Raw genomic sequence first — 16,505 nt, forward strand, 5'->3', positions numbered from 1 at the left:
CCCATGGGACACCGCCACGCCCTTGGGCAGGCCGGTGGAGCCGGAGGTGTAGATCACGTAGGCGAGGTTGTCGCCGTGCAGTTTTACCGCCGGCGCGGTGTCGCTGTAGTCGGCCCACGCCTCGGTGCGATCGATGGCCAGGCTGTCCAGGCCCTCGGGAATCGGCAGTTGCGGCAACGCACTGGTGTGGGTCAGCAGCAGTTGCGCGCGGCTGTCCTGCATCATGTACAGCAGGCGATCACGCGGGTACTCGATATCCAGCGGCACATACACGCCGCCGGCTTTCATCACCGCGAGGAACGCCACCAGGCTCTCGGCACTGCGCGGCATGGCAATCGCTACCCGTACTTCGGGGCCGATGCCACGGGCGATCAAGGCATGGGCCAGGCGGTTGGCCTGGCGGTCCAGCTCGCCATAACTCAGGGTTTGCGCATCGAACTTGACCGCCACCGCAGTGGGGTTTTCCTCGGCGCGGTCGGCAACCATTTCGTGTACCAGACGCTCGGCCGAGAAGCCGGCGTCAGTCTGGTTCCACAGCTGCAGGATATGTCGTTGCTCATCCTGGCCCAGCAGGTTGAGTTGGCTGATGGGTTGCTGTTGGTCGGCAACCATCGCCTGCAACAGGTTCTGCCAGTGGTCGGCCATACGCTCGATGGTCGCTGGGGCAAACAGATCGGTGGCATACCCCAGTGAAGCACTCAGCCCCTCACCCCACTCGTGGACGTCCAGGTCAAGATCGAAATGCGCGGTGTGGCTGTTCCAGGCCAGCCCTTCGACACTCAGCTCACTCGACGCGTGCTCCGCGAAAGCCTGGCGGTTGGCCACCTGGTGGTTGAACATCACCTGAAACAACGGGTTCAGACTCAGGCTGCGCTCCGGCTGCAGCGCCTCTACCAATTGCTCGAACGGCAAGTCCTGATGGGCCTGGGCGTCCAGCGCGCGCTGCTTGACCTGCTGCAGCAACTGGGCAACGGTGGTTTGCCCATCGATATCAGCCTTGAGCACCTGAGTGTTGACGAAAAAGCCAATGAGCCGTTCAGTTTCAACGCGATTGCGGTTGGCAATCGGCACACCGACGCGGATGTCTTCCTGACCACTGTAGCGATGCAGTAAGGTCTGGAACGAAGCCAGCAACAGCATGAACATCGTCACGCCTTCGCGCTGGGCCAAGGCGTTGAGGCCGGACACCAGTGTGGTCGGCAACTCCAGGTGCAAACGCGCACCGTGATGGCTTTGCTCCGCCGGGCGCTGGAAGTCGAACGGCAACTCAAGCACGGGTTGTTCACCTGCCAGCAGATCAAGCCAGTAGGCGAGTTGGCGCTCTTTCTCGCCAGCATCCATCCAGTCGCGTTGCCATACGGCGTAATCGGCATATTGAATCGGCAGTGCAGGCAACTGCAGGTCTTGACCCTGGCTGAACGCACCATACAGTTGCACCAGTTCATCGACCATGACGTGCATCGACCAACCATCGGAAACGATATGGTGCTGTACCAGCACCAGTACATGGTCTTCATCAGCGATGCGCAGCAGCTCAACACGCAGCAGCGGGCCCTGCTCCAGGTTGAACGTGAGCGCTATCTTAGCCTCCACGGTGGCTTGGAGGTCAGCCTCCAGCACGTCGCTACGGGTGATGGTGACAGGTGCAGGCTCAGCCACGATTTGCACGGCGCCGTGGTTTTCCTGGCGCAACAGAGTGCGCAGGCTCTCATGACGCGCCACCAGGCGGTCAAAGCTTTGTTGCAGCGCAGCTTGATCCAACGGCCCCTTCAGGCGCAGCGCGCTGGGCACGTGGTAAGCGGCGCTGCCTGGGTCCAGTTGCCAGAGGAACCACTGCCGTTCCTGGGCATATGACAGCGGCAAGCCGTGGTCACGTGCCACGGGAACCAGCGCCGGCGCCTTGGCACCCTCACTCGCTTCGAGCGCGAGCAGCGCGGCGACAAATCCTTGCAGGCGCGGCTGTTCGAACAGCACCTTGAGCGGCACTTCCAATGCCAGCGCCTGGCGCAGTCGCGAGGCCACTTGCATGGCCAGCAGCGAGTGCCCGCCCAGCTCGAAGAAGTGATCCATGAGGCCGACGCGCTCCACCCCGAGGATATCCGCCCACATCGCCGCCACTTGCACCTCAAGTGCACTGACCGGCGCGACCCAGGTTTGCAGCGAAAGGCTCGCATCCGGTTTTGGCAATGCCTGGCGATCCAGCTTGCCGTTGGGGTTCAGCGGCAGGCGCTCAAGGAACATCAGGTGGGCCGGCACCATATAGTCCGGCAATTGCTCACGCAGTACCGCCTTGAGCGCTTCGTCCAATGCGCGGGTGTCTGGCTGTTCGGCCACCAGATAGGCCAGCAACTGGTTGTTCACCGCCAACACCACGGCCTCACGAACACCCGCCTGGGCCAGCAACAGGGCTTCGACTTCACCCAGCTCGATACGGAAACCGCGGATCTTGACTTGATGATCGACCCGCCCTACGTATTCGATCACGCCATCGGCACGGTAACGCGCCAGATCCCCGGTACGGTACAGGCGATCGCCGTTACCGCTGAAAGGATCAGCGACAAAGCGTTCGGCCGTCAGCAATGGCCGGTTCAGGTAAGCGCGCGCCAGACCACAGGCGCTGCCGATATACAACTCGCCCACGGCGCCCAACGGCGCGAGGTTGAGGTCCCGGTCCAGCACGTACAAAGCACGCCCCGGCAGGGAGCGACCAATCGGGCTGGCGGTGGCGCCAATGACGTCATCGCCCGAGGTGCAGTCCAGCACACTGGAGACCACCGTGGCCTCGGTCGGTCCATAGGTGTTGAGCAGTCGCACATGCCCCAGGCCCGCACGCAACCATTGTGCGGGACCGTCCAGCGGCATGGCTTCGCCACCGATATGCATTTGCCGCAAGGCACCATAGGTACGCGGTCCGGCTGCCAGACAGTCGAGCAGGAACACGTTCCAGTAGGCCGTCGGCAAGTCGGCCAGGGTAATGCCTTGTTGCAGGATTTCGCGGTACAGGCGCCCGCTGTCCCACAGTTCCGGGCCACGCAGTACCACGGCTGCGCCGTGGGTGAGCGCCGGATACAACTGCTCGACGAACCCATCGAAGTTCAGGGTCGCAAACTGCAGTACGCGGTCATTCTCAGTCAGCTTGGAATAACCGGCGGCAATGCTCGCGAATTCGCTCAAGGCGCCATGGTCGATCGCCACGCCCTTGGGTTTACCGGTCGAGCCGGAGGTATAGATCACATAGGCCAGGTTGTGCGGCCCGACTGTTGCGCTAAGGTTTTCCTCGGCGTACGACGCCAGCGAGACCGTATCGATCGCCAAGACAGCAACGCCTGCGGGCAACGCCATCGGCACACGGGACTGGATCAGCACCAGGCGCACGCCACTGTCTTCGAGTATATGAGCCAGGCGTTCGCGCGGGTACTGCGGGTCGAGCGGCACATAGGCACCACCGGCCTTAAGGACCGCCAACAGGCTGACCACCATGGCAAAGGAGCGCTCTACTGCGACCCCCACCAACACTTCCGGACCCACGCCCTCTGCCACCAGGCAATGAGCCAGACTGTTGGCTTGCCGATTGAGCGCGTCATAGGTCAGTGACTCGCCATCGAGTACCAGTGCCACCGCTTGCGGGCGTTGCAGCACCTGGGCCTCGAACAGGCGATGGACGCCGCTCTGCCACGCAGCCGCCGGGCAATTGGTATTCCAGGCCTGCAGCAGCGTGTGCTGTTCTTCAGCCGCCAGCAATGGCAAGCACGCAATAGGATGGGTCGGTGTCTTCACCACCGCCCGCAGCAGGCCAAGCCAATGCTGGGCCATGCGTCCAATGGTGGCCGCCTCGAACAGATCTGTCGCGTAGGTCAACGATGCCCAGAGCCCGTCCGCGGACGCCTGGGTATCCAGGCTCAAGTCAAAGTGTGCAGTGTGACTATCCCATTCCAGACCTTCGACCTGCAAACCCGGAATCGACTGCGCGCCCGCCTCGTCGCGCGCATCGGACTGGTGGTTGAACATCACTTGGAACAACGGGCTATGGCTCAGGCTGCGTTCCGGCTGCAACGCCTCCACCAACTGCTCGAACGGCAGGTCCTGATGCGCTTGCGCGTCCAGGGCCGTGTGCTTGACCTGCTGCAACAATTCGACAAACGACAACTCACCGGTGATATCGGCCTTCAGCACTTGGGTATTGACGAAGAAACCAATCAGACGCTCGGTCTCGACCCGGTTGCGGTTGGCAATCGGCACGCCGACGCGAATATCCGATTGGCCGCTGTAGCGATACAACAAGGCCTGGAAGGACGCCAGCAACACCATGAACAGGGTCGCGCCCTGACGCTGGGCCAAAGCCTGCAGTTCGCTCGCCAGCGCGGCGTCCAGCACCAGGTCCAGGCGTGCGCCGCGATGGCTTTGTACCGCCGGGCGTGGATGATCCAGCGGCAGCTCCAACACGGGCTGCTCACCGGCCAGGCGTTCAGCCCAGTAGGCCAGCTGGCGGGCCTGCTCGCCCGCCTCCATCCATCCACGCTGCCACACCGCATAATCGGCATATTGAACCAGCAGTGTCGGCAACTGAGGCTCCAGGCCCTGGCTGAACGCAGCATAAGCTTGCACCAGCTCATCGACCATGACCTCCATCGACCAGGCGTCGGAGATGATGTGGTGCTGCACCAGCACCAGCACATGATCGTCCGCGGCCAGGCGCAACAGCTTGACCCGCAGCAGCGGGCCTTTGCACAAGTCGAACGGACGAGCGATTTCTGCTTCGACCTGGACCTTCAAGCTGCCCGGCTCATCACTGTGCAGAACCTCGTTTTCGATCAGCAACGCGGTCGGCGCATCGATCCGCTGTACCGTGCGCTCGCCATCCACGACAAACACGGTACGCAGGGTTTCATGCCGTTCAAGCAGCCTATCGAAGCTACGTTGCAAGGCCCGGCGATCCAGGGCGCCGCGCAAGCGCAGGGCCGCCGGGATGTGATACGCGGTGCTCTGCGGCTCCAGTTGCCAGAGGAACCACTGCCGCTCCTGGGCATAGGACAGCGCCAGGGCTTGATCACGTGCCAACAGCAGGATCGGCGGCGAGTCCAGCACGGTGCCTGACAACGCCTGCACGAACCGGCCAAGCACCGGCTGTTCGAACAGGCCTTTCAACGGTGCATCGATACCCAGTGACTGGCGTACACGAGACACCACCCGCGTGGCCAGCAACGAGTGCCCACCGATTTCGAAGAAGTGATCCTCCAGGCCAACCTGAGGCAACCCCAGCACCTCGGCCCAGATGGCCGCGACCTGGCACTCGCGTTCGGTGACAGGCGGCACAAAGCGTTTTAGCAGGGCAGCGGCATCAGGTTTGGGCAACGCCTTGCGGTCGAGCTTGCCATTGGGCGTCAGTGGCATCCGCTCCAAAAACACCAGGTAGGCCGGCACCATGTACTCCGGCAACTGCTCGCGCAGGGCGGCCTTGAACCGCTCGCGCAGGGTGACCTGCTCCTCATCCGACACCGGGTGCCGGGTGACCAGATAGGCCAGCAACTGGTCATGCTCGGCCACCACCACGGCTTCGCGGATCGCACGCTGCTCACGCAGGCACGCCTCAATCTCTCCCAGTTCGATACGGAACCCACGCACCTTGACCTGATGGTCGACGCGGCCGATGTACTCGACCACGCCATCCGCGCGATAGCGCGCCAGGTCGCCTGTGCGATAAAGCCGCTCGCCGTTGCGCGCAAACGGGCTGGGCACAAAACGCTCGGCGGTCAACGCAGCCCGGCCGTGATACCCCCGGGCCAGGCCGACACCGCCGATCAGCAGCTCGCCTGCAGCGCCTACCGGGCACGGCACGAGATCGGCATTAAGAATGAACAATGAGGTGTTGGCGATCGGCCGCCCGACAAAGGGCACCGGCTCGACCAACTCATGGGCCGCCGACCAAATAGTGGTTTCGGTCGGGCCATACAGGTTCCACACCGTGCCCTGCTGGGCCAGCATGCGCTGGGCCAGGTCGGCCGGCAACGCTTCGCCACCGCACAGGCACTTGACCCCGTGCAGCAAGGCACGGCGTTCGCTGTCCAGAAGCATGCGCCAGGTCGAGGGTGTGGCTTGCACCACACTGATCGCATCGCGCTGCACCAGACCCAGAATCGCCTCGGGGTCCAGGGACACTTCCTTGTCGGCCAGCACCACCGTCGCTCCCGTCGCCAGTGGCACGTAGAGTTCCAGGGCAAAGATATCGAACGAGAACGTGGTCAACGACAACAGCCGCGCGTCAGCGCCAATGGCCAGGGTGCTGGCCATGCCATGGGTGAAGCTGCTCAGTGCGCCATGACGCACCATCACGCCCTTGGGCTTGCCGGTGGAACCGGAGGTGTAGATCACATAGGCCAGGTGCTCGCCCGTCAGTGCCACCTCGGGGTTGGCGCTGCTGTAGCGTGCGTCTTGCTGCGCGTCCATGAACAACACCTGCTGGTCGGCCGCCAGGGGCAGGCGTTGGTGCAGGTCGCCGGCAGTCAATAGCACGCGAGCGCGGCTGTCTTCCAGCATGAAGGCCAGCCGGTCCGCCGGGAATTGCGGATCGAGCGGCACGTAGGCGCCACCGGCCTTCAGCGTCGCCAGCAGGGCCAAGACCATGTCCACCGAGCGGTCGAGGGCCACCGCCACCAGCACGTCCGGCCCGACACCCGCAGCGCGCAGGCGATGGGCCAGGCGGTTGGCGCAACAGTTCAGCTCGCCGTAACTCAGCGCCTGGCCGTTGCACACCAGGGCAATGGCGTCGGGGCGCGCTTGCGCCTGGGCCTCCAGCAACCGATGCACGCCCTCGTCCTGCGCAAACGCCATGGGCGTGTGGTTCCAGCCGTGCACCTGTTGCTGCCACTGGGCATCATCCAACAGGGGCAATTCACCGATACGGCCACCGCAATCCTGGGCCACCCGGTGCAACAGGCGATGCCAATGGGCAAGGAAGCGCTCCAGGCCCGGGGCGTCGAACAAGTCAGTGGCATAGGTCAGCGACGCCTGGATACCGTCAGCCGACTCCTGAGTGTCGAGGCTGAGGTCGAACTGCGACGTCTTGCTGTCCCACTCCAGCCCTTGCACTTGCAACCCCGTTACGCTGCCGCCACCGCGCTGAGTGTCGGTCTGGTGGTTGAACATCACTTGGAACAACGGGTTGTAGCTCAGGCTGCGCTCGGGCTGCAGCGCTTCCACCAGCTGTTCGAACGGCAGGTCCTGATGGGCCTGGGCCTCGACCGCGCGTTGGCGGGTCTGCTGCAGCAGTTCACGGAAGGTCATCTGGCCGTCGATATCGGCCTTGAGGATTTGCGTGTTGACGAAAAAGCCGATCAGGCGCTCGGTCTCCACCCGATTACGGTTGGCCACCGGCACGCCGATGCGGATGTCACCCTGGCCGCTGTAGCGGTGCAGCACAGCCTGGAACGACGCCAGCAACAGCATGAAGATCGTCACACCTTCACGCTGCGCCAAGGTCTTGAGGCCTGCCACCAGAGAGGCTTCCAGGGTCAGGTCCAGCCTGGCCCCGCGGTAGCTCTGTAGCGCTGGCCGTGGACGGTCCATGGGCATTTCGAGGACCGGTTGATCGCCGCCGAGCATGCCTTTCCAGTAACCCAATTGGCGCTCACGCTCGCCCGCCTCCATCCAGCTGCGCTGCCATAGCGCGTAGTCGGCGTACTGGATCGGCAAGGCCGGCAGTTGCAGGTCCTGGCCCTGCACATAGGCGGCGTACAGTTGCACCAGCTCGTCGACCATCACCTGCATCGACCAGCCATCGGAGACGATGTGATGCTGCACCAGCACCAGCACATGCTCCTGGGGCGCCAGGCGCAGCAGCTTGACCCGCAACAGCGGGCCTTGTTGCAAATCGAATGGCTGGGCGATCTCGGCTTCCACCAGCGCCTTGAGTTCGGATTCCTCGGCGTCGACCAGGGCGATCTCCACCCGTACCTGATCGGCAATCACCTGCAAGGCACTGTCGCCGTCCTCCTGCAAATGCGTGCGCAGGCTTTCATGGCGCAGCACCAGTGTGTCAAAGCTGCGCTGCAACGCGGCCACGTCCAGTTCGCCGGTAAGGCGCAAGGCCCTTGGCACATGATAGGCGGTGCTCTGCGGCTCCAACTGCCACAAAAACCACTGCCGCTCCTGGGCATAAGAGAGCCGAAGAGGCTCACCTTCCTGGCGCTTGAAAACCGGGGCAATCTCAAACAGGTTGATGCCTTGCTGCTTGAGCATTACCGCCAACGCTTTCTTTTGCTGCGCCGAAAGTGACCCTACCGACTCGATTAATGCTTGCACGCCACGCCCCTCAGGAAGTCAATTTATCCAAATCTTCTGCTGATAGACGTTTGAGAGCCTCCAAGGATTTAGCCAATGCGTCCTGCACCGGCGAATTATTTGTCTGCTGGCCTGCCACATAGGCGCTGAAATCGGCCAGGGTCGGGGTGGTGAAGATCGATTTGACGTCGAATTCGGCGTGCAGCTGCTCGCGCAGGCGCACCACCACCTGGGTCGCCAGCAGCGAGTGCCCGCCCAGTTCGAAGAAGTTGTCGTTCAACCCCACGCGCGGTACCGCCAGGACTTCGGCCCAGATCGCGGCGATCTGCTGTTCCAGCTCGCTCTGCGGCGCGACGTACGCCCGCGCGTGCAAGCTGGCGTCCGCCTTGGGCAAAGCCTTGCGATCCAGTTTGCCGTTGGGGCTCAGAGGCATCTGCTCCAGCAGCACCCATTGGGCGGGCACCATGTAGTCCGGCAACTGCTGGGCAAGATGGGCGCTGAGCACATCGCGCCAGTCGTCCCCGGCGTTTTGCAGCACCAGGTAGCCCACCAGGTATTTACCGTCGACCGCCAGCACGGCAGCCTCACGGACCCACGCGTGTTCCAGCAGGCGCGCTTCGATTTCTCCCAGCTCGATGCGCAGGCCGCGCAGCTTGACTTGATGGTCGATACGCCCGGCATATTCGATCACGCCGTCTGCGCGGTAGCGTGCCAGGTCGCCGGTGCGGTACAGGCGCTGGCCCTGGATGAACGGGTGGGCGACAAAACGTTCGGCAGTGAGTGCCGGGCGGCGGTGGTAACCCCGGGCCAGGCCGATGCCGCCGAGGTACAACTCGCCGAGCACGCCGACCGGTACGGGCTCGAAGTGGCTGTCGAGGATGTAGCAGCCGAGGTTGGCGATCGGGCGGCCAATTGGCACCGCATCGCGGCCTTCGTCCACGCAGGTCCAGTGGGTCACGTCGATGGCGGCTTCGGTCGGGCCGTACAGGTTGTAGAGCCCGGCCTGGGGCAGCTTGGCGAAGACCTGCTGCTGGGCGTCCACCGGCAACGCTTCACCACTGCACACGATGCGGTGCAGGGTATGGCAAGTCGCAACCGTCGGCTCCTGCAGGAAGGCCTGCAACATCGACGGGACAAAGTGCAGCGTGGTGACCTGCTCGGCATTGATCAGGCGCACCAGTTTGCTCGGATCACGATGATCCCCCGGCGCGGCGACCACCAGGCGCGAACCGGTCATCAGCGGCCAGAAGAACTCCCACACCGACACGTCAAAGCTGAACGGGGTCTTTTGCAGCACCGTGTCGCTGACATCGAGGCGGTAAGCTTCCTGCATCCATTGCAGGCGGTTGGCCAGGGCTGAATGGCGGTTGCCGGCGCCTTTGGGTTGGCCGGTGGAACCCGAGGTGTAGATCACGTAGGCGAGGTTTTCGCCGTCCAGGGCGATGCCTGGGTTGGCGTCGCTGTAGCCCTCGAAGGCAGACTCACCCAGCACCAGGGTTTCCAGGCCTTGGGGAATCGGCAGCTGCTCACGCAAATGCGCCTGGGTCAACAGCAGCTTCACACCGCTGTCTTCCAGCATGTAGGCCAGGCGTTCGCGCGGGTATTCCGGGTCCAGCGGCACGTAGGCGCCACCGGCCTTGAGCACCGCGAGCAGGCCGACGACCATTTCGATGGAACGCTCCACCGCCAGGCCCACCAGCACGTCCGGCCCTACGCCGGCTTCGATCAGGCGATGGGCCAGGCGGTTGGCGCGGCGGTTCAGCTCGGCGTAGCTCAAGCGCTGCTCGGCAAATACCAGTGCCGTGGCGCCTGGCGTGCGCGTCACCTGCTGTTCAATCAGCTGATGCACGCCGTGCTGCAACGGGTAGTCCCGCGCCGTGGCGTTCCAGTCCTGTACCACTTGCCGGCGTTCGGCCACATCGAGCATCGTCAGTTCGCCGAGGCGCTGCTGGCCGCCCTCGAGCATGGCTTGCAGCAGGTTGAGCAGATGGCGACCGTAGGCTTGCACCGTCTCCGGGTCGAAATGCGCACGCGCAAAGCTGAACTGCACCGACAGCGTGTCACCGACGTCCACCAGCACCGTCAGCGGGAAGTTGGTCTGCTCGCGGGACTCCGGCAGGCCAAAACGGATACCGCTGCCGCCACTCTGTTCCAGGGCCTTGGACACCGGGTAGTTCTCGAACACCAGGATATTGTCGAACAGGGCTTCACCGCCCTGCCCGGCCCAGCGCTGGATATCGTACAGCCCGGTGTGTTCATGCTCGCGCAGGGCCAGGTTCTGCGCCTGCACCCTTTGCAACCAGTCGGCCACGGTTTGCTCGCCCTCCACTGCGCAGATCACCGGCAGGGTATTGATGAACAGGCCAATCTGCTGCTCCACCCCCACGAGGTCTGCCGGGCGCCCGGCCACGGTGGCGCCGAACGACACCACCGCCTGCCCGCTATGGCGCTGCAACAGGACCAGCCACGCCGCCTGGACCAAGGTGTTGAGCGTGACTTTATGGCGGCGGGCGAAGGCCTCGAGGCGACCCGTCAGCGGGCGATCCAGGCTCAGCGCGTGCTCGCCATGCCCGTCCGTCGCCATGGGCTGGCTGCGGCCCAGGCGAGTCGGCGCTTGCAGTGCACTCAACTGCTCGCGCCAGAAGGTTTCGGTCGCACCGGCATCACGCTGCTGCAACCAACCGATGTAATCGCGATAGCGCCCGGCCGCTTCGGGCACCGCCACGCCGGCGTAACGTTGCAGCACTTCACCGAACAGGCGCGAATTGCTCCAACCGTCCATCAGGATGTGATGGCTTGTGTAGATCAGCTCATGGCGTTGCTCGTCGGTACGCACCAGCACCAGACGGACCAGGGGCGCCTTGGCCAGCTCAAAGCCCTGGCGACGCTGGGCTTGCTGCAGGTCTTGCAACGCCAGCTCAGGCTCCGGCATGGCGCGCCAGTCGAGAAGCTCGATGGGCAGCCGGGCCTCGCGGTACACCACCTGGCATGGCCACTCCAGCTGACCCTCCCAGAAAAACCCGCTGCGCAGCACGTCATGGGCCTGCACCGTGGCATCCCAGGCCTGCTGGAAGCGCGCCACATCCAGGCCCTCGGCCGTCACGCGGATCTGGTTGATGTAGTCGCCGGCGGCCTGTTCGTACAGGGTGTGGAACAGCATGCCCTGCTGCATGGGCGACAAGGTGTAGATGTCGTCAATCCCATCGGCGGCCAGCGGCAAGGACTCAAGCTGATGCTGGTTCAGGCGTGACAACGGGAAGTCGGAAGCCGTCACGCCGTGATTGCCGGGGGTGCAGCAATGTTCCACCAATGCCGTCAGCTCACGGCTGAAGGCCTGGCTCAAGGCGTCGATCTGCGCGGCCTCGAACATCAGCGGGCTGAAGGTCCAGCCCATGTGCAGTTCACCGCCGAATACCTGGCCGTTGAGGGTCAGCCAGTTGCCCAGCGGCGCCTCCGGGCTCTGCTCGGCTCCGGCGCTTTCCGCTGCGAGTACAAACAAACCGTCCGGCTGGTCAAAGCTGGCGTCGATCTGGCCCAGGTAATTGAAGGTGATGCGCGGCACCGGCAACGCGCTGAATGCCTGGCGCGTGGCCTCGTCGCCGAGGTAGCGCAGCGCGCCGAAGCCCAGGCCCTTGTCCGGCACGGCGCGCAGTTGCTCCTTGATCTGCTTGATCGAGGCGCCAAGGGATTCGGCCGGGGTCAGGCGCACCGGGAACAGGCTGGTGAACCAGCCCAGGGTGCGGGTCAGGTCGATATCCTCGAACAGGTCTTCACGGCCGTGGCCTTCCAGTTGGATCAGGCTGGAAGCCTGCCCGGTCCACTGGCAGATGACACGCGCCAGGGCGGTCAGCAGCAGATCGTTGATCTGGGTGCGATAGGCCGCAGGCGCCTGTTGCAGTAATTGCCGGGTGTGCTCGGCGTCCAGTCGGCTGACCACTGTCTGCGCCAGGCGGCCAGGACGCGCGCCATGGGGATCACGGCAGGGCAGATCGGTAGGCACGTCCTGGAGCTGTTGCAGCCAGAAGTGTTTTTGCGGCTGTACCGCTTCGCTGCGGGCATGGGCCTGCAAACGCTCGGCCCAGGCCTTGAACGACGAGGTCTTGGCCGGCAACGGCTGTTGGCGGTAGAGGCTTTGCAGGTCCTCGAGGAACACCCGCCAGGACACGCCATCCACCACCAGGTGGTGCATGACCAGCAACAGGCGCTGGGAACCATCGGCCAGTTCAGCAAGCACCGCACGCAACAAGGGCCCCTGTTGCAGGTCGAGGCTGCGCTGGGCTTTTTCGCACAGCGCGGCCAGCTCGTCGGCATCCGCCACCGTGGCCTGCCACAACACCTCAGGGGTGGCGGCTGCATGCTCGGCCCGCCACCCTTCGGCGGGCTGGCTGAAGCTCAGGCGCAGCCCATCGTGGTGGTGGACGATGGCGTGCAAGGCCGCTTGCAGTCGATCTGCCCGCACCGGCTCGCGTGGCACCAGCAGCAAGGACTGGTTCCAGTGGTGGCGCTCCGGCAGGTCCATCTCGAAGAACAGCTGCTGGAACGGCAGCAACGGCGTCTCGCCCTGCACCGGGCCCTGGTCAAACACCTGGGCAACCTGCAACTGCGCCACCCGCGCCAGGCTGCGCACGGTCTGGTGCTGGAACAACGCCTTGGCGGTGAAATGGATACCGGCGGCGCGGGCGCGGCTGACCACTTGGATCGAAATGATCGAGTCACCGCCGCGCTCGAAGAAGTTGTCGTTCAAGCCCACCTGTTCGACACCCAGCACCTCGGCCCAGATCGCCGCGATCTGCTGCTCCAGGGCACTTTGCGGGGCTTCGTAGTGATGGGTGGCTTCGGGTTTGGGCAGGGCCTTGCGGTCGAGTTTGCCGTTGGGGCTCAGGGGCATTTGCTCCAGCAGCACCCACTGTGCCGGGACCATGTAGTCCGGCAGGTGCTGGGCCAGGTGGGCGCCGAGGACTTCGCGCCAATCATCGGCAGCGTCCTGCAGCACCAGGTAGCCCACCAGGTATTTACCGTCGACCGCCAGCACGGCAGCCTCACGGACCCACGCGTGTTCCAGCAGGCGCGCTTCGATTTCTCCCAGCTCGATGCGCAGGCCGCGCAGCTTGACTTGATGGTCGATACGCCCGGCATATTCGATCACGCCGTCTGCGCGGTAGCGTGCCAGGTCGCCGGTGCGGTACAGGCGCTGGCCCTGGATGAACGGGTGGGCGACAAAACGTTCGGCAGTGAGTGCCGGGCGGCGGTGGTAACCCCGGGCCAGGCCGATGCCGCCGAGGTACAACTCGCCGAGCACGCCGACCGGTACGGGCTCGAAGTGGCTGTCGAGGATGTAGCAGCCGAGGTTGGCGATCGGGCGGCCAATTGGCACCGCATCGCGGCCTTCGTCCACGCAGGTCCAGTGGGTCACGTCGATGGCGGCTTCGGTCGGGCCGTACAGGTTGTAGAGCCCGGCCTGGGGCAGCTTGGCGAAAACCTGCTGCTGGGCATCCACCGGCAGGGCCTCACCGCTGCATACGATGCGCTGCAGGCTTTGGCAGGTCGACACCGCCGGATCCTGCAGGAAAGCCTGCAGCATCGACGGCACGAAGTGCAGCGTGGTGACCTGCTGTTGATTGATCAGGTTGATCAGCCTGGCCGGATCACGGTGGTCACCGGGCGCTGCAACCACCAGGCGCGAACCGCTCATCAGCGGCCAGAAGAACTCCCACACCGACACGTCGAAGCTGAACGGGGTCTTTTGCAGCACCGCGTCGCTGGCGTCCAGGGCATAGGCTTCCTGCATCCAGTGCAGACGGTTCAGCAATGCCGAATGACGGTTGCCGGCGCCTTTGGGCTGGCCGGTGGAGCCCGAGGTGTAGATCACGTAGGCGAGGTTTTCGCCGTCCAGGGCGATGCCTGGGTTGGCGTCGCTGTAGCCCTCGAAGGCAGACTCGCCCAGCACCAGGGTTTCCAGGCCTTGGGGAATGGGCAGCTGTTCACGCAAATGCGCCTGGGTCAAAAGCAGTTTCACACCGCTGTCGTCCAGCATGTAGGCCAGGCGTTCGCGCGGGTATTCCGGGTCCAGCGGCACGTAGGCGCCACCGGCCTTGAGCACCGCGAGCAGGCCCACGACCATTTCAATGGAGCGCTCCAGCGCCAGGCCGACCAGCACGTCCGGTCCTACGCCGGCTTCGATCAGGCGATGGGCCAGGCGGTTGGCGCGGCGGTTCAGCTCGGCATAACTGAGCGACACCTCATTGAAACGCAACGCCGGTGCATCCGGCTGCGCCTGCACCTGGGCCTCGATCATCTGATGCACCCACTGCCCTTGGGGGTAGTCGCGCGCGGTGGCGTTCCATTGAGCGAGTATCTGCTCGCGCTCAGCGGCGTTGAGTGTCGCCAGGTCGTGCAAGGGCAATGCAGGATTCGCCACGGCCGCCCGCAACAGGCTCAGCCAATGTTCGGCCATGCGCGCGACGGTGGCGGCGCCGAACAGGTCGGTGGCGTAGGTCAGGGACGCCCAGATCGCGTCGCCGCTTTCCTGGGTATCCAGGCTCAGGTCGAACTGGGCGCTGTGGCTGTCCCATTCCAGGTTGGCCACGCGCAGGCCCGGTAACTGCTGCGCGGCGGCGGGGGAATTGGCCTGGTGGTTGAACATCACCTGGAACAGCGGGTTATGGCTCAGGCTGCGCTCCGGTTGCAGGGCTTCCACCAACTGCTCGAACGGCAAGTCCTGATGGGCCTGGGCCTCCAGCGCACGGCGCTTGGTCTGCTGCAGCAGCTGGGCGAAGCTCATGTGGCCATCGAGGTCGGCCTTGAGCACTTGGGTATTGACGAAGAAGCCGATCAGCGATTCGGTCTCGACCCGGTTGCGGTTGGCAATTGGCACGCCGATGCGGATGTCCTGCTGGCCGCTGTAGCGGTACAGAAACGCCTGGAACGAGGCCAGCAACAGCATGAACATCGTCACGCCTTCGCCCTGGGCCAGGGCTTTCAATCCTGCCACCAGTACCGGTTCCAGCGCGATGTCCAGACGCGCGCCACGGAAGCTCTGTTGCGCCGGGCGGGGCTGGTCGAACGGCAATTCCAGCACCGGCTGCGTGCCGCTGAGCAATTCGCGCCAGTACGCCAGTTGACGGGCCTTCTCCCCCGCTTCCATCCAGCTGCGTTGCCACAGTGCGTAGTCGGCGTACTGGATCGGCAGCGGCGCCAATGCACAGTCCTGGCCCTGGCTGTAGGCGGCATAGAGTTGCATCAACTCCTGAACCATCACACCCATCGACCAGCCATCGGAGACGATATGGTGCTGCACCAGCACCAGCACGTGCTCGTTTTCAGCGACGGTAAGCAGGCTGACGCGCAGTAGCGGGCCTTGCTGCAAATCGAACGGGCGGGCGATTTCGGCTTCGACGCGGGCCTTGAGCAGGGCCTCGTCGACCGAGCTTTCAGCGATCTCGATCACGCCGTGGGCCAGTACTTCCTGGGAGCGCTGTTCATCATCCAGGTGCAGGCGCGTGCGCAGGCTTTCATGGCGCACCGCGAGGGTGTCGAAACTCTTTTGCAGCGCAACCTTGTCCAGGCGCCCGCTCAGGCGCAGGGCGCCCGGTACGTGATAGGCGGCGCTGTCCGGGTCCAGTTGCCAGAGAAACCACTGCCGTTCCTGGGCGTAGGACAACGGCAGCTTCCGGCCGTCCTCGCGGATCGAGGCAATCGGCAGCTGGGCGAAGCTCATGCCCCGGCTTTGCAGGCGCTGGTAGAACTGCTGGCGCTGCTCCAGAGGCAGGCGAAGAAAGCGCGAAACCAGATCGATATTAGGGTTGGAAAGCATGGGTCAAATCGCCTCTAGTTCGCTCAAAAAGTCACGAAGATCATCAAAGTCTTCCGCGCTGCCGGCGCGGAAGGTGGCAGCCGCCTGCACATAGGCGCGCAGCGTTTCAGTCTGGAACACTTCCACCAGCGGCACTTCCAGGCCCAGCTCGGCCTGGACCCTGGAGGTGATCTGGATGGCCAGCAGGGAGTGGCCGCCCACTTCGAAGAAGTTGTCGTTCAAGCCGACCTGCGGCAGGCGCAGCACCTCGGCCCAGATCGTGGCGATCTGCTGTTCCAGCTCCGTCTCGGGCGCCACATAGGCCTGTTGCATAAGGCTCGCATCCGGTTGCGGCAGGCCCTTGCGGTCGAGCTTGCCGTTGGGGGTCAACGGCATTTGCGCCAGGAAGATGAAATGCGCCGGGATCATGTAGTCC

General features: G+C 64.3%; 3 protein-coding genes. All 3 read right to left on the bottom strand.

The genetic code is table 11. The features are described 5' to 3' along the window. Nucleotides 1-8,298 (bottom strand): non-ribosomal peptide synthetase (locus tag C8K58_RS31895; protein ID WP_146188263.1); only part of this gene is annotated, 8,298 nt, incomplete at its 3' end. A 10-nt stretch (nt 8,299-8,308) separates the two neighbouring features. Next, on the bottom strand, nt 8,309-16,090 hold the full coding sequence (locus C8K58_RS31900) for a non-ribosomal peptide synthetase (RefSeq protein ID WP_108574908.1): 7,782 nt from the start codon (nt 16,088-16,090) through the stop codon (nt 8,309-8,311). Between the two features lie 3 nt (nt 16,091-16,093). Continuing rightward, nucleotides 16,094-16,505, bottom strand: a 412-nt coding sequence (locus C8K58_RS31905; protein ID WP_108574909.1) for a phosphopantetheine-binding protein, incomplete at its 5' end; no start/stop codon positions are given.

Source organism: Pseudomonas sp. GV047 (assembly GCF_003058245.1).
GTDB classification, from domain to species: domain Bacteria; phylum Pseudomonadota; class Gammaproteobacteria; order Pseudomonadales; family Pseudomonadaceae; genus Aquipseudomonas; species Aquipseudomonas marginalis.